A 19,662-nucleotide genomic window follows, 5' to 3' on the forward strand; every position below is an offset into this window, starting at 1 on the left:
ACCGTGTGTACCACCCGGTGAACCGAAAGTGAACCAGGTGGCGGGGTGTGTGGAGGGTCTAGTCCACCGGCGGCGGCGCGCCGCCGGTGGCGGCGTGCGCGTCGCGGGCCAGGGCGGTGAGCCGGGATATCGCGCGGTAGTACTTCTTGCGGTAGCCGCCGGCGAGCATCTCCGTACTGAAGAGCCGGTCGAACGGCACGCCGGAGGCGAGCACGGGTATCTCCCGGTCGTACAGCCGGTCCGCGAGCACCACCAGCCGCAGCGCGGTCGCCTCGTCGGCCACCGGCCGCACGCCGGTCAGGCAGACGGTCCGGACGCCGTCCGTCAGCGCGCCGTAGCGGCTGGGGTGCACGCGCGCGAGGTGGCCGAGGAGGTCGGGGAAGGCGTCGAGCGTGGCGCCGGGGACGGCGCGGGCGGCGCGGGCGACGGCCGCGTCGGCCAGCGGGGCGGGGGCGGCGGGCAGGCCGCGGTGGCGGTAGTCGTCGCCGTCGATGCGCAGCGGGCGGAAGCGGGCGGCCAGGCCCTGTATCTCGCGCAGGAAGTCGGCCGCGGCGAACCGGCCCTCGCCCAGCTTGCCGGGCAGGGTGTTGGAGGTGGCGGCCAGCGCGACGCCGGAGTCCACCAGCCTGCCGAGGAGGCTGGAGACCAGCACGGTGTCGCCGGGGTCGTCCAGCTCGAACTCGTCGATGCACAGCAGCCGGTGCCCGCCGAGGGTGCGTACCGTCTGCTGGAAGCCCAGCGCCCCCACCAGGTGCGTCAGCTCGACGAAGGTGCAGAAGCCCTTGCGCTCCCCGGCGGCCTCGGTGGCGTGCCAGAGCGAGGCCAGCAGATGGGTCTTGCCGACGCCGAAGCCGCCGTCCAGATACACCCCGCGCGGCCCGGCCGGCTCCTTCGGCGCCCGCCGCCACCAGCGCCGCCGGCCTCCCCCACCGGCTACGCCCTCACTGGCGGGGGGACCCCCACCTCGGCGGGTGGGGCCGCCGCCCAGCCCGGCGGCGAAGGCGGCGAGCGCCTCCACGGCCTCGGCCTGGCTCGGGCGGGCCGGGTCCGGGACGTACGTCGAGAAGCGCACCGCGTCGAAGCGCGGCGGCGGCACCAGCTCGGCGACCAGCCGCTCGGCGGGGACGTGCGGCTCGCGGCCGGTGAGCGCGCCGGGGGAGGCGTCCGGGGATCCGCCGGAGGACGGGCCGGGGGGTATGCCGGGGCCGGGCGTGTCGGCGGTGGGGGAGGCGGAAGGGGGCACGTCCCTCACTGTACGGTCGCCGCCTCGCCGAGCCGCACACCAGTGCGCCATGCCACACTGCGGCGTATGCGTCGCCTGCTCCCCGTGCCCGCCGACCCGTCCGCGCTCGCCGACCGCGAGTGGTCCCTGGACGAGCTGGCGGACGCCTACGCCTACCCCGCGCGGGACGGCGTGTGGCTACGGGCCAACATGGTCAGCTCCGCCGACGGCGCCGGAGCGTTCCACGGCCGCTCCCACCCGCTGTCGTCCGACGCGGACATGCGCGTCTTCGGCGTGCTGCGCGGGCTGGCGGACGTGGTGGTCGTGGGTGCAGAAACGGTACGCCTGGAGGGGTACCGGCCGGCCCGCGCCCGGGCCGCCTTCGCCGCCCGCCGGGCCGCGGCGGGCCAGCCCCCCGCGCCGCCCGTCGCGGTGCTCTCCGCCTCCCTCGACCTGGACTTCTCGCTCCCGCTGTTCGCCGCGCCGGCCGTGCCCACGCTGCTGCTGACGGGCGCCGGGGCGCCCGCGGAGCGGCTGGCCGCCGCGCGGGCGGCGGGGGTGGAGGTCGTGGTCGCGGGCGCGGGCCGGGACGCCGACCCGGCGGCGGTCCTCGCCGCGCTCGCGGAGCGCGGCCACCGGCGGCTGCTCACGGAGGGCGGCCCCGAGGTGCTGGGGGCCTTCGCCCGGGCGGGGGTGCTCGACGAGCTGTGCCTGACCCTGGCACCCCGGGTGGCGCTGGGCGACGCGCCACGGATCATGCACGGCGCCGCCCCGCCGGCGGAGCCGCTCGGCCTCAGCCTGGAGTCGGTCCTGGAGGAGGCCGGCTTTCTGTTCACGCGTTACCGTCGGTTCTGACAATCTGCGGAATATCACGTTCCGCTTAGCCGTGCTGGGGCAGACTAAGGCGGCAGGATCGTTTCTGACGTGGTCTTTGTGCCTGTGCGGAAGAAGGGCGTCCATCGTGTTCACCACCGTCCTGATGATCGAGAAGCCGCTCGCACCCGTGGATGTGGAGATGGTCACCACGCTCCACGGCCAGGAGCCCGTCAGCTTCGTCGTGCTCCTGCAACCCCGCGGCGACCAGGGGGTGCTGCTGCGGGCCCTCGACGACGTCGCGCTCGGGGAGCTGGAGGACGCGGTCCGCGAGTCGGACGAGCCGGAGGGGCACGAGGCGCTGCCCACCGCCAGGATGGCGCTGGAGCACTCCCTGAAGGCGCTGCGCGAGAAGGGCGCCCAGGCGGTCGGGGAGATCGTCGACCGGCACCCGCTGGACCTGCTGAAGTCCGTCGTGGAGCAGACCCGGGCCGACGAGGTGATCGTGCTCACCGCGCCGCACCTGGTGGAGGAGTTCTTCCACCGCGACTGGGCCTCCCGGGCCCGCCACAAGGTCGGCGTGCCGGTGCTGAAGCTCTTCGCCCACGACGGCTGACGCCCCCCGGGCCGGGCGCCGCGGTGTCCCGGCCCGGACTGTCGGCGCGGGGTGCGAGAATCGTGGCGTCCCGACCGAGCCCAAGGAGCGCACCACATGACCCCGGGGATCCCGCCCACGCTGGAGAGTCCGCACTTCGTCGGCATCGGCGGCGCCGGCATGTCGGGCATCGCGAAGATCCTCGCCCAGCGCGGCGCCGCCGTCGCCGGCAGCGACGCCCGCGAGTCCGGCGCCGTCGCCGCGCTCCGCGAGCTGGGCGCCGTCGTGCACCTCGGCCACGCCGCCGGGCACCTCGACCCGGCCGCGAGCGCCGTGGTCGTCTCCTCCGCCATCCGCGAGGACAACCCCGAGCTGGCCGCCGCCCGCGCGCGCGGCCTGCCCGTCGTCCACCGCTCCGACGCGCTCGCCGCCGTCATGGACGGGCTCCGCCCCGTCGCCGTGGCCGGCACCCACGGCAAGACGACGACCACCTCCATGCTCGCCGTCGCCCTGCGCACCCTCGGCCGCGACCCGTCGTACGCCATCGGCGGCGACATCGACGCCCCCGGCTCCAACGCGCACCACGGCGCCGGCGACCTCTTCGTCGCCGAGGCGGACGAGAGCGACCGCAGCTTCCACACGTACGCGCCCGAGGTCGCCATCGTCCTCAACGTCGAGCTGGACCACCACGCCAACTACGCCTCGCTGGAGGAGGTCTACGCCTCCTTCGAGACCTTCGCCGCCCGCATCGTCCCCGGCGGCACCCTCGTCGTCTCCGCGGACCACCCCGGCGCCCGCGAGCTGACCCGGCGGCTGGGCGGCGGCGTGCGCACGGTCACGTACGGCGAGTCGCCCGACGCGGACGCGCGTGTGCTCGCCGTCACCCCCCGCGGCCTGACCAGCGAGGTCACCGTCCGCCTCGACGGCGCGCAGCTCACCTTCGGCGTTTCCGTCCCCGGCCGCCACTACGCGCACAACGCCGTCGCCGCCCTCGCCGCCGGCGCTGCGGCCGGCGTGCCCGCCGCGGGGCTGGCGCCGGCGCTGGCGTCGTTCACCGGCGTCGGCCGGCGGCTCCAGACCAGGGGCACGGCCGCGGGCGTACGGGTCGTGGACACCTACGCGCACCACCCCACCGAGATGACCGCCGACCTCCAGGCCGTCCGGGACGCCGCCGACGACGGGCCGGACGGCGGCGCCGGCCGCATCCTCGTCGTCTTCCAGCCCCACCTGTACTCGCGCACCCGCGAGCTGGGCGCCGAGATGGGCCACGCCCTCGCGCTCGCCGACGCCTCCGTCGTCCTCGGCATCTACCCCGCCCGCGAGGACCCCCTCCCCGGCGTGACCAGCGACCTCATCATCGACGCGGCGCGCGCCCGGGGCGCCGACGTCACCGCGGCCCCGGACCCGGGCGCCGTCGCCGGGCTCGTCGCCGGAATGGCGAAGCCCGGCGATCTCGTTCTCACCATGGGGGCGGGGGACGTCACCGAGCTGGGGCCGGAGATCCTGTCCCGACTGGAGGGATGAGATGACGTACGACGTCGACAAGCCGGACGAGCAGTGGCGCGCCGAGCTGTCGCCCGAGGAGTACCGCGTGCTGCGGCAGGCGGGCACCGAGCCCGCCTTCACCGGCGAGTACACCGACACGAAGACCGAGGGCGTCTACGAGTGCCGCGCCTGCGGCGCGGAGCTGTTCCGCTCCACGGAGAAGTTCGAGAGCCACTGCGGCTGGCCGAGCTTCTACGACCCCGCGCGGAGCGAGGCCGTCGAGCTGATCGAGGACCGCTCGCTGGGCATGGTCCGCACCGAGGTGCGCTGCTCGCGCTGCGGCTCCCACCTGGGCCACGTCTTCCGCGGCGAGGGCTACCCGACCCCGACCGACGAGCGCTACTGCATCAACTCGGTCTCGTTGCGGCTGCTGCCCGGCGAGTGAGCGGCGCCGCCGGTGACCGCCGCCGGGGCGCGGCGCGCGGCGGCGGTCAGCCGTGCCCGGCGCCGGGGTCGCCGTAGCGGACGACCTCCGTGGGTATCACGACGCGCAGCGGCGCTGCGTCGTCGGGGCCGGTGTCCGGGCCGGCGTCCGGTTCGTTGAGGCGCCGCAGCAGCAACTCGGCGGCCCGGCGGCCGAGTTCCCGGGGGTCGTAGGCGACGATCAGCGGCACCCCGAGTACGTCGGCGAGTTCGAAGTCGTCGAAACCCGCCAGGCTGACGGCGCGGCCGAGCCGGCTCACGGCGCGGAAGGCGCCGAGGGTGTTGCGGCTGTTGGCGCAGAACAGCGCCGTCGGCGGGCGGGGGAGTCCGAAGAGGTCCCGGGCGGCCTCCTCGGCGGCCGGGATGGTGCGCTGCCGCAGCCGCACGTAGCGTTCGTCCACCGCGACCCCCGCCTCCTCCAGCGCGACGCAGAAGCCGCGGAAGCGCTCGGCGCTGGTCCAGACGGAGGGCGGCAGGCCGAGGAACCCGATCCGGGTGTGTCCGGCCGCCAGGAGGTCGGCCGTCGCCTCCCGGGCGCCGCCGAAGTCGTCGACCAGCACGCAGTCCAGGGGCACGCCGGACGGGGGGCGGGCGCCGAGGACGACGGGCACCGAACCCCGCTGCGGCGCGAGGTGCGCGTGGTCGTTGCCGGCCGGCACGACGATCATGCCGTCGACCCGGCGGGCGGTGAGCTCCTCGACGAGCCGGCGCTCGCGTTCGACGTCCTCGCCGGTGTTCGTCAGGACGACCTTCAGGCCGTGCGGGCTGACGCCCGACTCCACGCCGAGGGCGAACTGGGAGTAGAAGGGGTTCGCGAGGTTGGTGACGACCAGCCCGACGAGTCCGCTGGTCCGCCCCAGCCGCAGGTTGCGGGCGACCTCGTTGCGCCGGTAGCCGAGAGAGCCGACCGCGGCGAGCACCCGCTCGCGGGTCGCCTTGCTCACCCCGGGGTCGTCGTGCAGCACGCGGGACACCGTCATGGGGCTGACCGACGCCCGTTCGGCGACGTCCCGCATCGTCGGAGGGCGACGGGAAGGATGTTCCTCGGCCACCGTTTTCTCCCCGCTGCGTCCCGTCGAGACCCGCGCCGATGGTACTGCGTCCGTCGCGATGGCGGGCGGACGGCGCCGGACCGGCACCCACCGCGGGCCCCCGCCGTCATGATACCGATATCACCCCGAAGGGTGCCGCCTCGCGCTGGGTGATTCCCGCCCGGCGGAAAGGCCGGGCACCGCCGCGGCGCACCGGATTTCCTTCGCCCCAGTTCAGGAGCGTGCCACCGGATCGGAGCCGACGCACCCCCTTGACGCGGGCGGGCGGCGGACTTACGTTCCCACCGCACCGTCGAATGGTAACGATAACTCACCCGCATCCACGCCGTGCCGCGGCCCTCCTCGCAAGAGCGCGCGTTCAGTTCGTCAACCGTGATCGAACGACCGACAGGGGATTGCTCATGCCCGCAAGGAAATCCGCCGGTGGAATGTCCCGGCGCCGTCTCCTCCAGTCCACCGGCGGCATGCTGGGCGCCGGCGTGACGGGCGCCTACGGGGCTGGCGGCGCCTGGGCGGCGGCGCCGGGCGAGGGCGCCCCGGGGCAGGGCGGCCGGGACTACGTGAAGCTCGTGAACCCCTGGGTGGAGGCCGACCGGGGACGGTTCTTCTTCTTCCAGTCGGCGAGCAACCCGTTCGGCCTGGTGAAGCTGCGCCCCGACACCAGCACCCACGCGGCCTGGGGGACGGGCTACCTGCACAAGGAGAACCAGGTCAAGGGCTTCAGCCATCTGCACTGCTGGCAGATCGCCGGTGTCCAGATGATGCCCACGTCGGGCGAGGACGTGCCGAAGCTGGAGGGCGACACCGGCTGGGAGTCGCACGTGGACCACGGCGCCGGCGAGGTGGCGGAACCCGGCTACCACCGGCTGCATCTGGACCGGTACGGCATCACCGCCGAGCTGACCTGCACCGACCGGGTCGGCCTGCACCGCTACACGTACGACGCGGCCGGCCGGAGCGAGATCATCGTCAACCTCGGCGGAACGCTGGGCGAGGCCGTCATGAAGAACGCGCGGATCACCAGGCGGAGCAGCCGCCAGGTGGAGGGCTACGTCTTCCAGCGCGGCAGCTCGTACCCCGCGCACCACAACCGGCTGTTCTTCTGCATCCGGTTCGACAGGGCCTTCGACTCGATGCACGGGTGGGCGGACGGCGCCCTGGCGGCCGGCGGCGCCGCGGTCGACGAGGTCGACGGCGACAACGCGGGCTTCTACGTACGCTACGACCGCCTCGACGCCGGCGACGTCGTCCAGGTGAAGGTCGCGCTGTCCTTCACCGGCGCGGCCGGGGCCCGGAAGAACCTCGGGGCCGAGCTGCCCGGATGGGACTTCGACGAGGTGAGGACGGCCTCGCAGCGGCACTGGAACCGGTTGCTGGGCCGGATCGACGTCGAGGGAGGCACCGAGCGCCAGCAGGTGAAGTTCTACACCGACATGTTCCACGTGCTGTGCGGCCGCAGCGTGATCAGCGACGCCGACGGCACGTACCTCGACCACACCTGGCAGCACGGCAAGGTCAAGAAGATCCCCACGGACGGCCGCGGTGTGCCGCGGTTCGCGATGTACAACTACGACGCGCTGTGGCTGACGCAGTGGAACCTCAACACCGTCCTGGGGCTGGCCTATCCGGAGATCTACTCCAGCATCGTCCGATCGCAGCTGCGGATGTACGAGGACGGCGGGCTGCTGCCGCGGGGCCCGGTCGCCGGCGACTACTCCTGGGTGATGACCGGATCGCCGGTCACGTCGTTCATCAGCGGCGCCTGGAACAAGGGCATCCGGGACTTCGACATCGACCTCGCGTACGAGGCCATGCTCGACGCCCACTCGATCGGCGGCCTGTTCGAGGCCGGCTCGTTCGAGTACGGGCGCTGGGGCAGCTGCGGCGGGGCCCGGCACTACCTCGACCTCGGATACGTACCGGACGAGGTGTGCGGCGGGCCGCTGGAGGGCGGCGCGGGCCAGACGCTGGAGTACGCGTTCCAGGACTGGACGCTGGGGCAGCTGGCGCGGCGGCTGGGGAAGTCCGGCCTCAACGTCGCGCAGTTCGCCGAGGTGTCGGTGTCCGCGCAGCTGAACGACGCGAACCTGGCGGGGGTGCGGGCGGTGGACGGCCGGCCGGCCCGTTCCAGCGTCACCGAGCCGGTGAACGTGCGCTGGGAGTCGGGGGAGCGGAAGCCGTGGATAAAGCTGAGCTGGCCGGCGGAGAGGCGGGTCCGCAAGGTGGTCCTGAGCGACCTGGCCCGCGGCGGGTCGCAGGTGAACTCGGGCGTGCTGCGGTTCAGCGACGGGTCGTCCGTCGACGTGAACGGCGTGCCGGCCGACGGCCGGAGGAAGGTGGTGGCCTTCCGGCCCCGGCGGGTGAGCTGGGTGAGGTTCGAGGCGACCGGCGGCACCGGCGAGAACGTGGGGCTGGACGAGATCGAGGTGTGGGACGACACCGACGCGGCCGCGTACCTGATCGAAAGGTCGGGCAACTGGCGCAACCTCTTCGACCGCTCCACCGGGTTCATCCGGCCCCGCGGCATGAACGGCCACTGGAAGAAGCCCTTCGACCCGCTGTCGCACGACGACTTCGTCGAGGCGAACGCGTGGCAGGCCACCTGGTTCACCTCGCACGACGTCCTCGCCCTGGCCAACCGGCTGGGCGGCCGGAAAGCCTACGCCGACAAGCTCAACCACGCCTTCGAGCAGTCCGTGGACTCGAACTTCATCGCCGAGTACGGCCAGGGCTACGTCAGCTACGGCAACCAGCCCGGGCTCCAGGTGGCGCACCTCTTCAACTACGTGGGACATCCGTGGCTGACCCAGTACTGGGTGCGGCAGGTGAAGGAGAAGACCTACGGCTCGACCTCGACCACCGACGGCTACGGCCACTTCGACGAGGACCAGGGCCAGATGGGGTCGATGAGCGCCCTGATGGCGATGGGGCTGTTCGAGGTGACGGGGGCGAGCCTGCCCCGCCCGGTCTACGACATCACCTCACCGGTGTTCGACGCGGTCACCATCCGGCTGCATCCGGACTACTGCTCCGGCCGCCGGTTCCGGATCGTGACCCACGACAACTCCGCCGCACACATGTACATCCAGCGCGCGACCCTCGACGGGCGGCCGCAGGACAACGCCTGGTTCCCCCACGACCGGCTCGCGGCCGGCGGCACGCTGGAGCTGTGGATGGGCCCGGAACCCAACAAGGACTGGGGGGTCGCCGAGCTGCCGCCGTCGAGGTCGCCGGAGGCGCCCGCCGTGCTCCACGCCACGCGTGACACCGTACGCGTCGACTCCGGAGAGACCGGCACCGTCACCCTCGCCGCGCAGAACCTCACCGGCCGGCCCGTCCGCGCCGCCTGGCGCGCCAGTACCCCCGCCGGCATCGAGGTCGAGCCCGCCCGCGGCCGCCTCACCGCACCCGCCGGCGGCACCGCCCGGCAGGACCTCGCGCTGCGCGTCGCCGACGGCACCCCCGCCGGACTCCACCGCGTCGTGCTCACCGGGCACGCGGCCGACGGCACCGAGCTGCCGGACGCCGTCGTCTACGTCCACGTCGCGCCTGTGCTGTCCGTCGAGGCCGTCCCGGACCGGCTGATCCTGCTACAGGGCACCCCCGCGACCGTCCGGGTGCAGGTGAACAGCAACGACGTCGACCGGGACCACGCCGTCGAGGTGGGCCTGACAACGCCGGAGGGCTGGACCGCCGAGCCCGCGGCCCGGTCGCTCGACGTGCCCGCCGGCGGCACGGGCACGGCCCTGTTCCGCGTCACCCCGCCCGCGGACATCTCCGGCGAGCGGTCCCTGACGCTCACCGCGCGGTGGGAGGAGGGCGGCTCCAGCCACGACGTGACCGCGACCGTGAGCCGGAAGGTGGCCCTGCTCGGCAGCGCGGACCTGGCCACGGGCGAGTTCGCGCTGGCGCCCGCCGGCTACGCCGACTACCCCACGGCCTTCCCCGACGACGTCGACTTCACCGTCGGCGACGGCGACCCCGCTACCGGGTGGAGCTACATCCACCCCGGCCCCAGCGACGGCTGGGCCGGCGCCAGGCCGCACACCTTCACGCTCCGGTTCGACCTCGACCGGCCGCCCGCCACCGACCTGGCCCTCACCGCCTGGCTCGTCGACACCCACGAGACCGCCCCGCCGACCATGCGGGTCTCGCTCAACGACGGGCCGGACACCGCCCTCGCCCTCCCCCGGGGCGGCGGCCAGGGCTACCACTGGGGCGACGGAGACGACGGGGCCATCCGCCCCGCCACGCTCGACGTCACCCTCCCCGCCGGCCGGCTGCGCACCGGCCGCAACAACGTCACCCTCACCACCGCGGCCGGCTCCTGGATCGTCTACGACGCCGTCGCCGTCCGGGAACTCCCGTAGCGGCTCCGCCCGGCCGGCGCCGGCCGGGCGGAGCGACCGCGAGCCTCCCGGGCCCGCCCCCGATGTGTGCGGGCCCGGGAGGCGCGTGTGCGTCCGCGGGCGGCTGCTCAGTCCTCGACGCGCTCGAACGGGGCCGGGGTCTCGCCCGTCCAGCGCCAGAGGTACGCCTCGCCCTCCTGCTTCCTCACCCCGTCGTCGTCCACGGCCCGGCCCTCGGCGACGTAGTAGCGGCCGTCGCCCAGCGCGTCGAAGCCGTAGTTGCCGTGGAACTCCCAGCCGCGCACGCCCGTCGCGGGGTCGTTCAGGCCCGCGTCGCGCAGCGTCAGCAGCTCGCCCTTCTCCGGCTTCGCCTGGCCCCTGATCTCGCCGCGCACCGGCTTCTCGGAGCCGTCGACGGTGAAGAACGAGTAGTTCGGGAAGCCCTCCTTCTTGCCCTTGTAGACCGCCATGACCCAGTTGCGGGTGTACGGGTCGTACTGGAGGTTCTGCACGCCGTAGGTGGTGTTGCCGGTGTACGCGAAGAACTTGCCGCCGACGTGCTCCGGGCCGCTGCGGTGCGGGTCGGCCTGCGACAGCGGGCGCTCGTAGCGGTGCCACTTGCGCACGTCGTACTCCAGGATCACCTGGTGGTCGTTGTCCGCGCGCCCGGTGTTCGAGTACACGCCGTACGCGACCATGAGCTTCTGCCGCCCGCCGCGCTTGCCGAACTCCGGGCCGAAGGAGACGCCGTCGATGCCGCTGCACCCGTAGCGGTGGTCGGGGGTGTCGGCGGTGTCGCCGTCGAAGACGCCGTCGCCGTTCATGTCGGCGGTGAAGTCCTCGACGACCTCGTCGAGGTGGACGGCGGTCATCACGCCGTCGGTCTCGGCGTTCATGCCGACCCGGTCGATCTCGTCGACGTCGAAGACCGCGATGTAGAACGCCTCTTCGGCCTTGTACTCCAGGGAGCCGTAGACCCGGCCGTCGCGGTCGTTGAGGTCGATGTCGCCGAGGTGGCCGGTGAGGCCCTCGACGGTGCCGATCACGTTGCCGTCGAGGTCGGTCTTGACGAGCATCTGCGTGAAGGACCAGTAGACGTAGCCGCGTTCGGTGTCGACGGTCACGCCCTGGACGTGGCTCGTCGGCCACGCCCCGCCCTCGATGTGGGTGGGCAGCCCGGGCGGGACGGGCTTGGCGGCGGACGCGCGGGCGGCGGACGCGCCCGCGGCGGGGGCGTCCGCGGCCGCGAAGGCCGCCGGGGCGGCGGTGAGCAGGAGGGCGGGGACGGTTATGCCGGCGACGACGGCCGCTCTGGCCGTACGGTGCTTGCCGCGCATGGTGTTCCTTTCCACGGGTTCATCTCTGACGTGCTTCCGGATTCGCGCAGTGGATCAGGGGGCGGCCGGCCAGGTGGCGGCCGACCTCGGCGGCCACCATGTCGGCCGCGTTGTGGGCGGTCTGCCGGCTGGCGCCGGCCAGGTGGGGGGTCATCACGACGCCCGGGGTACGGGGCAGCCGCGAGTCGGCGGGCAGCGGTTCGGCGGGGAACACGTCGAACGCGGCGCCGAAGAGCCGGCCGTCGTCGAGCGCGTCGCAGACCGCGTCGTAGTCGACGAGGGAGCCGCGGGCGCAGTTGACGAGGACGCCGCCGGCGGGCATGAGGCCGATCAGCTCGCGGGAGACGAGCCCCTCGGTTTCGGGAGCGGCGCGGGCGTGCACCGTGACGAAGGCGGAACGGTTCATCAGCTCGTCGAGACCGACCAGTTCGTCCGGCGCGACGGCCGCCGCGTCCGCGAAGGGGTCGGCGACGAGCACGCGGGCGCCGAAGCCGCGGACGATACGGGCCACCCGGGAGCCGATGGCGCCGTAGCCGACGATGCCGACGGTGCTGCCCGCCAGCTCCGGGCCGACGCTCTCGTAGCGGTAGTAGTCGCCGCGCCAGGTGCCGGCGGCCAGGTCCGCGTGGACGGCGGGGACCCGGCGGGCGGCGGCCAGCATCAGGGCCACGGTGTGCTCGGCGGTGGCGGTGGCGTTGCGGCCGGGGGCGTACGTCACGGCGACGCCGTGCCGGGTGGCGGCGTCCAGGTTGGCGTTGACGGGGCCGCCGCGGCTGACGCAGAACAGCCTGAGGGCGGGGCTCGCGGCCAGGATCCGCTCGGTCAGCGGCGCCATCTGCGTGACGCAGACCTCGACGCCGTCGAGGGCCTCGATCAGCTCGTCCTCCGTCCCCGACGCCTCGCGGACCTCGGCCACCGGGCCGAACGGCTCGACCGGCCACGGCAGCGTCAGCTCGCGGAACGCGGCGCCGGGCGCGAGCGGGCGGAGGCGGTCGAGGAGCAGGTCGTTGCGGACGAAGTGGTCGCCGGCGGCGAGGATGGCGGTCACGCGGGGTCTCCGGGGGTCACGGAACGGTTCAGCGTCAGCAGGGAGGGGGTGCCGTCGCGGACGACCAGCTCGTTCAGGGCGCAGTTGGCCAGGTGCGGGAAGACGCGGCGGTAGTCGCGCAGCGGCAGCCCGAAAAGCCGGCAGAGGGTGAGCCGGATGGCGGTCGAGTGGGCGACGACGAGTATCCGGCCGTCGGGCGGCGGGCCGTCGCCCTCCGCACCGGCGCCGCGGCCGGTGCGCAGGTCGGTGAGGAAGGCGGCGTAGCGCTCGGCGACCGCGGCCGGGTCCTCCCCGCCGGGGAAGTGGTGGGCCACCGGGTCGCTCTCGAAGGACGCCACCGCGTCCGGCATGCGCTCGCGCATCTCGGCGCGGGTCAGCCCCTCGGCGACGCCGAAGTCCAGCTCGCGCAGCCGCTCGTCGAAGCGCAGCGGCAGCCCGGCCCGGGCCGCGCTGCCGGCCGCCGTCTGCCGGCAGCGGAGCATCGGGGAGGACCACACCGCGCTCAGCCGCGCCCGCTCGGCCCAGTCGGCGAGGGCGGCGGCCTGCGCGCGGCCGTGGTCGGTGAGGTCGATGTCGGTGGCGCCGGCGTAGCGGTTCTCGCCGTGCCAGAGGGTCTCCCCGTGCCGGACGAAGATGACGTTGAGGCTCAAGACGCGGTCCTCTCTCGTGCGTGGGCCGCGACGACCTCGGGCAGCCAGCCGCGCCGGGCCAGCAGGTCGACGAGCCGGATATAGCCCTCGTCGTGGGCGGATCGGTACGTGTCGCGGGGTTCGACGGTGCGGTCGGCCCGGACCATCGCCGCGGCGGTGCGGTCCAGGGCGCCGGCGGCGCCGCTCCGGTCGAGGGCGGCGGCGGCCAGCACGGCCATGCCGAGCGCCGGCTGCGCGTGCCGCGGCAGCGTCACGGGGCGGCGCAGGACGTCGGCGCGGAGCCGGGTCCACACCGGGTTGCGGGTCGCGCCGCCGGTGAGGACGACGGCCCCGGTGGCGGGGGCGCCGAGCAGGTCGGCGTAGTCGAAGCAGAGCCGTTCCACGTACGCGGCCCCCTGGAGCAGCGCCGCGAAGTCCTCGGCGTCGTCCGCCGCCGCGCGGCTGCGGAACGCGGTCGCGTCCGGGGCCACGAACGGAAACCGCTCCCCGGGCGAGACCAGCGGATACCGCAGCAGCCCGGTCGGCAGCAGCGCCGCCGCCCGGGCCGTCAGCCGGTCCAGGTCGGCGGCGGCGAACTCCCGCGCCACCAGCCCGGCCCCCACGCTGGACGCGCCGCCGGGCAGCCAGGTGCCTGCGGGCGACCGGTGCGCGTACATGACGCCCGCCGGGTCGCGGACCAGTTCGGCGGTGACGCCCTTGAGCACCAGCGTGGTGCCCATGACGGAGTTCCAGCTGCCCACCGAGGTGGCGCCGGAGCCCAGCTGGGCGGCGCAGCCGTCGGTCATCCCGGCGACGACGGCGGTGCCGGTCAGCAGGCCCGTCTCCGCGGCCGCGGCGGCCGACACCCGCCCGAGCACGGTGCCGGGCGGCACCAGCTCCGGCAGTACGGAGGCGGGGATTCCGAGGGCCGCGAAGACCTCCTGCGGCCAGGTCGCGGTCGCCGCGTCGGCGCCGGTCTTGAGCGCGTTGCTGGTGTCCGCGGGGACGTCGTGGCCGACGAGCCGGCGGTTGACCACGTCGCTCTGGTGCGCCAGCCGCCAGCCGTCCGCGGCGGCCCGCGGGTGCCGGCCGAGCAGCCAGCGGAGCTTGGGCAGCCCCCAGGAGCGCTGCATCCGCCGGTAGCCGGCCCGGGTCCACTGCGCCTCGCCGGCCTCGTTGACCTGCTCGGCCTCGGCGGCGGCCCGCCCGTCGTCGTACATGAGCGCGGGGGTGACGGGGCGCCCGCGCCGGTCGGTCAGGGTCACGGTGCCGGAGGTGGCGTCGACGGCGACGGCCCGGATCCGCCGCGGGTCCGCGCCCGCGGCGCGGGCCCGGCCGACGGCGGCGCAGACCGCGCGCCACCACTCGTCCGGGTCCTGCTCGTGGCGCTCGCCGCGCCGGTCGCTGGTGAGCGGGGCCGTCCCCGTGCCGAGCAGCCGCCCGGCGGAGTCGGCGGCCACCGCGCGGACGCCCTGGGTGCCCAGGTCGACGCCGAGCCAGGCGTCCGGGGCCGGGTCGGTCATGCGCCGGCCCCGGTTCCGCCGGAGGTGCGCTCCCGGCCCAGCGCCCACACCGGCCGGTGCAGCTCCCGCAGCCGCAGGAACTCGGCGAAGCGGCCGTCCGCGGCGCGGGCGGGGTCCGGTTCGTACGACGCGGCGATCCGCACCTGCCGGGCCGCCGCGGCCGGGAAGTCCGGCTCCCGGCCGGTGGCGACCGCGCCGGTCAGCCACGCGCCGCGGGCGCCGATCTCGGCGTCGGCCGGGATCGCCACCGGTACGCCGGTGACGTCGGCGATCAGCCGCATCCAGAACGGGCTGCGGGTGCCGCCGCCGCTGAGCGTCAGCAGGCCGGGCACGGCGGGGGCGGCGGCGAGGCAGTCGCGGATGGCCAGGGTGACCCCCTCCACCACCGCGCGGGCCACGTCCTCCCGGCTGCTGTCCAGCGAAAGGCCGGTCAGCGAGCCGCGCGCGGCCGGGTCGAAGAACGGGGCGCGCTCGCCGGCGGGGGAGAGGTACGGCAGGAAGCGCACCCCCGCGGTGTCCCCGGCGCCGCGCTCGGCCAGCTCCATCAGCTCGGCGGCCGAGGACAGCCCGAGCAGCCGCGCGCCCCAGTCGAGCATGTCGCCGCCGCTCATGGTGGGGAAGGCGCGCAGGTAGTGGCCGGGGACGCCGAGCGGGACGGTGATGCCCACGGGTTCGGCCCCGGCCCGGTCCGGCGAGCCGGTGGCGGCGGTGTCCGTGACGATCTCGGTGGAGAGCGTGGTGCCGAGGATGGTGCACGCGCGGCCCGCGCTGACCGCGCCGGAGCCGATCGCGGTGGCGCAGATGTCGTACGGCGCCAGCACCACGGGGACGCCGGGCGGCAGCCCGGTCCCCGCGACGGCGGCGGGGGCGAGGGCGGCGACGCGGTGGTCGTCGTCGCGCAGCTCCGGCAGCAGGTCGCGGGCCCACTCCACCCCGTACAGCTCGAACAGCTGGTCCGACCAGGTGCGCCGGGCGATGTCCAGGAACGGCGCCGCGGCCTCCGACTCGTCCACCGCGGGCTCTCCGGTGAGCTGGTGGAACAGCCAGCCGCCGCAGGTCAGCAGGTGCCGGGAGCGGGCGATACGGTCCGGGTCGTGCGCGCGCAGCCACGCCAGCACGGCGTTCGGCATGCCCGTGGACAGCCGCGAGCCGCAGATGCCGAACGCCTCGGCCACCGTCCCGTCCCGCTCCCAGCCGTCGACGATGCCGGCGGCGCGGCCGTCGTTCCACAGCACCGCGGGCCCGGTGGGCCGCCCCTGGCCGTCGATCAGCCAGGCGCCGTCGCCCTGCCCGGTCACCGCGACGAACCCCGGCGGCGCGGGCAGCGCCGCGGCCACCTCGCGTACGGCCGAGGCCACCGCCTCCCACACGGCGGTCATGTCCTGCTCGGCCCAGCCCGGCCGGGGCCGCGTCACCCGGGTCGGGCGCCGGGCTACCGTCAGCTCCGCGCCGTCCGGGCCGTAGCCGACGGCCTTGACGACGGTGGTGCCGGCGTCGATCGCGATCGCGGTCATGCCCTCGGCTCGCGTGTCTCCAGCCGCCATGTCTCCTCAGCCCCTTCCGTGTGCCTGGCGCGACCGGCGGGCCGCGGAGTCCAGGGCCACGGCGACGAGCAGCACCAGGCCCGTGATGATGAAGCGGTACGAGGAGTCGAGGTTGAGCAGCGTCAGACCGCTGGAGATCGACTGGATGACCAGCACGCCCAGCAGCGCGGCGAACGCCGTGCCGCGCCCGCCGAAGAGGCTGGTGCCGCCGATGACGGCGGCGGCGATGGCGTTGAGGTTGACGTCCGCGGTGCCGGTGGACTGGTTCGCCGCCGCCAGCCGGGCCGCGGCCAGCACGCCGCCGGTCGCGGCCAGCGCGGAGCACATGACGAACGCGGAGGTGTAGACGGCGCGGACGTTGAGGCCGGCCCGGCGGGCGGCTTCGGCGTTGCCGCCCACCGCGTACAGCGAGCGGCCGAACTTCGTCTTGTTGAGGACGTAGTGCACCATCAGCACCAGGCTGACGAAGAGCATGAACATCCAGGGGACGCCGCGGGTGCGGTTCAGGTAGTAGACCGTGAACAGCAGCGCCGCGGCCAGCAGCCCGGCCTGCAACCCGAGCCACTGCATCGACGCCGACGACAGCCCGGCGCGGCGCCGGCTGCGGGCCCGTACCCAGCCCACGGCGAGGAAGCCGCCGGCCGCCGCGACCGCGAAGACGTAGGCGAGGACCTCGGGGACGAACCACACCTGGGCGAACTTCACCAGCGGCGAGTCGTAGGGGAGGTTGATGGCGTTCTGGTCGCGCAGCAGCCACAGCTGGGTGCCCAGGAACGCGAGCAGCCCGCCGAGGGTGACGACGAAGCTCGGCACGCCGAAGCGGTTCAGCACCTGGCCGTAGAGCCAGCCGATCGCGCAGCCGCCGCCGATGGCGACGGCGATGGCCAGCGCCATCGGCTGCTCGTGCTTGACCATGACGACGGCGGTGGCCGCGGCCGAGACGCCGCTGACCGAGCCGACCGACAGGTCGATCTGGCCGACCAGCAGCACGCAGACGACGCCCAGCGCGATGACGCCGAGCGGCACCATCTCGAAGGCCAGGTTCACCAGGTTGGTGCTGGACAGGAACGTCTGGTTCAGGGACTGGAAGATCGTCCAGATGACCACGATGCCGGCGACGACGGGCAGCATGCCCAGGTCGCCGTCGCGGGTGCGGCGCGCGGCGGCGCGCAGGCTGTCGCCGATGCCCCGGGGCGTCACCAGCCGCTCGTCCTGGAGGTCGGCGCCCTTGCCCAGCGGAGTGTCGAGGGATGTCACGGCAGTTCCTTTTCCTTCCGCGGGGCGGTGCCGGTCCGCGGGGCTGTGCCGGTCCGCGCGGCCGCGGACGCCCTGCGGGCCGCGCGCTGGGCGACCACGTTGTCCACCGCGCCGGTGATCGCGGCGACGACCTGTTCCGAGGTGACGTTGCGGGCGTCGAACACGCCGTTGTTGCGGCCGAGGCGGAGCACCGCCACCCGGTCGGCGACGGCGCGCACGTCGTCCATGTTGTGGCTGATCATGACGACGCCGAGGCCGTTGCCCTTCAGCCGCTCGATGAGGTTCAGCACCTCGGCCGTCTGCGCCACGCCGAGCGCGGCGGTCGGCTCGTCGAGGAGGATCACCTCGGGCTTGCCGAGCAGCGCCCGGGTGATCGCCACCGTCTGCCGCTGGCCGCCGGAGAGCGCGGCCACCGGCACGTCGAGGGTGGGGATACGGGCCGACAGCTCCCGCAGCAGCTCCCAGGAGCGGGTCTCCATGGCGACGTCGTCCAGCATCCAGGGGCGCAGCTCCTGGCCGAGGAAGAGGTTCGCCTTGACGTCGAGGTTCTCGCAGAGCGCCAGGTCCTGGAAGACGGTGGCGATGCCGATGGCCTGCGCGTCGGCCGGGGAGCCGAGCGAGACCTCGCGGCCGTGGAAGGAGATGGCCCCCGCGTCGGGGGTGTACACGCCGGACAGGATCTTCACCAGCGTGGACTTCCCGGCGCCGTTGTCCCCGACCACGGCCACCACCTCGCCGGCGGCCACATCGAGGTCGATGCCGGAGAGCGCGGCGACGGCGCCGAACTGCTTGCTGACGCCGCGCAGGGACAGCACGGTGGGGGCGGCTGGGGCGGCGGGTGCCGCGGGGGCTGTCATCGTGACCCGTTGTCCTTTCGTTTCGCCGGGCTGGGGGTGGTCGGCGGGCCGTGCCGGTCAGCCGATGCCGAGCTTCTTGCAGTCGGCGGCGTAGGTCTTGGTGCAGACGTCCTCGACCTTCAGCACCCCTTCGGGTCCGAAGATGACTTCCTTGAGGTTCTCCTGCGTCACGACGGTCGGCTGGAAGAGCTGCGACGGCGTGTCGAAGAGCCGGGTGTCGGCCTTCGGCTTCTCGCCCTGCATCAGGTCGTACGTGACCTCCGCGGCGGCCTCCGCCACGGTGGCGATCGGCTTGGAGATGGTGTTGAACTGGTCGCCCGCGATGATCCGCTGAACGGCCGCAAGCTCGGCGTCGTTGCCGGTGACCGGCGGGACGTCGGCCTCGGCGGCCTTGAACGCGGCGATCGAGCCGCCGCCGGTGCCGTCGTTGGCGGCGACCACGCCGGCGATGCGGTCGGAGTACTGCGCGATCTGGCCGCTCACCCACTGCTGCGCCTTCTCCGGCGACCAGTCGGGGGTGTCGTACTCGGCGAGGAGCTCGTAGCCGCTGTCGTCGACGGCGTTGTGGATGCCCTTCTTGATCAGCCCGGCGGCGGCGTCCGTCGGCGAGCCGTTGACCTGGAGGATGCCGCCCTCGGCGGACTCCTTGTCGAGGTGGTCGACGAGCGACTGGCCGATGGACTCGCCGATCGCCTCGTTGTCGAACGAGACGTAGAAGTCGGCGGGTTTCGTGGGGATCGGCCGGTCGTACGCGATCACCTTGACGCCCTGGGACTGCGCGGTCTGCACGATGGTCGCCGCCGACTCGGAGTCCACCGGGTCCAGCACGATCACCTTGGCGCCCTGCGCCATGGCGGAGTTGGCCTGCTGCTGCTGGAGCGCGGCGTCGCTGTCGGCGTTCTGGTAGATGACCTTGCACTCCTCGCACAGCTCGGCCATCCGCTTCTTGAACAGCGGGGCGTCGTACTGCTCGTAGCGCGTGGAGGCCAGGTCGGGCATCAGGAACGCGACCTTGCCGGCCCCGGTGCCGCCGCCCTCGCCGCCGTCGCCCGAGCCGCCGGGCTCCTCGGCGCAGGCCGTCAGTGCGCCGGTCGCGAGGATGCCGGCGAGAGCAAAACTGGCCAGTCGTCTCATGTTCCACTCCTTGCTCGTGTCGTCCTTGCTCGTGGGCGCAGGGAAGGCGACCCACACGAAACTCGGATGTTTCATTCATGTCAACGGGCCTCAGAAAGTGAACAATCAGGGGCGTCGGCACCCCCCTTGGAGTGTTCGCTCGAACGGGGTTGGCTAACATCGACGCGAGAGGTGCCGGGGTGGTGGGCCAGGGCAGCGCAGGCAGCGGCGTTGGAGTTGGTTTCGCGCCCGGCCGTGAGCGGTGCGGAGCGTCCGGTTGCAGTAATGTTCACTTCACAGAAAGAGAACAGGAGATTTTTCATGGGGGCAGAGACGGCGGAAGCCGCGGAGGCGG

At 74.1% G+C, this 19,662-nt stretch carries 15 protein-coding genes; 5 read left to right on the top strand and 10 right to left on the bottom strand.

Annotated elements, in window-relative coordinates; translation table 11 throughout:
- Positions 1 to 58: 58 nt before the first annotated feature.
- Positions 59 to 1,198: a cell division protein ZapE gene (gene zapE / locus ACHZ99_RS15295; RefSeq protein ID WP_420305217.1), complete on the bottom strand. Its 1,140-nt coding sequence runs from the start codon at positions 1,196 to 1,198 to the stop codon at positions 59 to 61.
- Positions 1,199 to 1,309: 111 nt separating this feature from the next.
- Between zapE and ACHZ99_RS15300 the strand changes: the two genes are divergently transcribed.
- The 4 genes from ACHZ99_RS15300 (at position 1,310) to msrB (ending at position 4,560) form a co-directional block, all read left to right on the top strand.
- Positions 1,310 to 2,077 (top strand): dihydrofolate reductase family protein, encoded by a 768-nt coding sequence (locus tag ACHZ99_RS15300; RefSeq protein WP_420305113.1) that lies wholly within the window; start codon positions 1,310 to 1,312, stop codon positions 2,075 to 2,077.
- 106 nt (positions 2,078 to 2,183) lie between these two features.
- Complete coding sequence (locus ACHZ99_RS15305; protein WP_420305114.1) at positions 2,184 to 2,651, top strand: indole-3-glycerol phosphate synthase; 468 nt, start codon at positions 2,184 to 2,186, stop codon at positions 2,649 to 2,651.
- Between the two features lie 96 nt (positions 2,652 to 2,747).
- Positions 2,748 to 4,154, top strand: a complete 1,407-nt coding sequence (gene murC / locus ACHZ99_RS15310) for a UDP-N-acetylmuramate--L-alanine ligase (protein WP_420305115.1) — start codon at positions 2,748 to 2,750, stop codon at positions 4,152 to 4,154.
- Position 4,155: 1 nt separating this feature from the next.
- Positions 4,156 to 4,560, top strand: coding sequence for a peptide-methionine (R)-S-oxide reductase MsrB (msrB, locus tag ACHZ99_RS15315; RefSeq protein WP_420305116.1), 405 nt, complete (start codon positions 4,156 to 4,158; stop codon positions 4,558 to 4,560).
- Positions 4,561 to 4,606: 46 nt separating this feature from the next.
- Here msrB and ACHZ99_RS15320 read toward each other — a convergent pair whose 3' ends face one another.
- A complete protein-coding gene (locus tag ACHZ99_RS15320; RefSeq protein ID WP_420305117.1) occupies positions 4,607 to 5,614 on the bottom strand; it encodes a LacI family DNA-binding transcriptional regulator in 1,008 nt (335 codons plus the stop codon).
- Between the two features lie 464 nt (positions 5,615 to 6,078).
- Between ACHZ99_RS15320 and ACHZ99_RS15325 the strand changes: the two genes are divergently transcribed.
- Positions 6,079 to 10,020, top strand: coding sequence for a glycoside hydrolase domain-containing protein (locus tag ACHZ99_RS15325; protein WP_420305118.1), 3,942 nt, complete (start codon positions 6,079 to 6,081; stop codon positions 10,018 to 10,020).
- A gap of 107 nt (positions 10,021 to 10,127) precedes the next feature.
- On the opposite strand, the gene ACHZ99_RS15330 is transcribed toward ACHZ99_RS15325, so the two are convergent.
- From ACHZ99_RS15330 to ACHZ99_RS15365, 8 genes are read right to left on the bottom strand one after another with little or no spacing between them, the layout of a single operon-like run.
- Positions 10,128 to 11,336 carry a hypothetical protein gene (locus ACHZ99_RS15330; protein ID WP_420305119.1) on the bottom strand — a complete coding sequence of 403 codons (1,209 nt, stop codon included), beginning with the start codon at positions 11,334 to 11,336 and terminating at the stop codon, positions 10,128 to 10,130.
- Between the two features lie 19 nt (positions 11,337 to 11,355).
- A complete protein-coding gene (locus ACHZ99_RS15335) occupies positions 11,356 to 12,384 on the bottom strand; it encodes a 2-hydroxyacid dehydrogenase (protein WP_420305120.1) in 1,029 nt (342 codons plus the stop codon).
- Positions 12,381 to 13,034, bottom strand: coding sequence for a histidine phosphatase family protein (locus tag ACHZ99_RS15340; protein ID WP_420305121.1), 654 nt, complete (start codon positions 13,032 to 13,034; stop codon positions 12,381 to 12,383). The genes ACHZ99_RS15335 and ACHZ99_RS15340 overlap by 4 nt, the downstream gene beginning before the upstream one ends.
- On the bottom strand, positions 13,031 to 14,536 hold the full coding sequence (locus ACHZ99_RS15345) for an FGGY-family carbohydrate kinase (RefSeq protein ID WP_420305122.1): 1,506 nt from the start codon (positions 14,534 to 14,536) through the stop codon (positions 13,031 to 13,033). Before ACHZ99_RS15345 ends, ACHZ99_RS15340 begins: the two co-directional genes overlap by 4 nt.
- Positions 14,533 to 16,080, bottom strand: coding sequence for an FGGY family carbohydrate kinase (locus tag ACHZ99_RS15350; protein WP_420305123.1), 1,548 nt, complete (start codon positions 16,078 to 16,080; stop codon positions 14,533 to 14,535). Before ACHZ99_RS15350 ends, ACHZ99_RS15345 begins: the two co-directional genes overlap by 4 nt.
- A 6-nt stretch (positions 16,081 to 16,086) precedes the next feature.
- Positions 16,087 to 17,337, bottom strand: a complete 1,251-nt coding sequence (locus tag ACHZ99_RS15355; RefSeq protein ID WP_420305124.1) for a sugar ABC transporter permease — start codon at positions 17,335 to 17,337, stop codon at positions 16,087 to 16,089.
- Positions 17,334 to 18,194, bottom strand: a complete 861-nt coding sequence (locus tag ACHZ99_RS15360) for an ATP-binding cassette domain-containing protein (protein ID WP_420305125.1) — start codon at positions 18,192 to 18,194, stop codon at positions 17,334 to 17,336. The genes ACHZ99_RS15355 and ACHZ99_RS15360 overlap by 4 nt, the downstream gene beginning before the upstream one ends.
- A gap of 57 nt (positions 18,195 to 18,251) precedes the next feature.
- Positions 18,252 to 19,328, bottom strand: coding sequence for a sugar ABC transporter substrate-binding protein (locus tag ACHZ99_RS15365; protein WP_420305126.1), 1,077 nt, complete (start codon positions 19,326 to 19,328; stop codon positions 18,252 to 18,254).
- Between the last annotated feature and the right edge of the window lie 334 nt (positions 19,329 to 19,662).

The organism is Streptomyces sp. MAR4 CNX-425, assembly GCF_048656465.1.
In the GTDB taxonomy this organism is placed as follows: domain Bacteria; phylum Actinomycetota; class Actinomycetes; order Streptomycetales; family Streptomycetaceae; genus Streptomyces.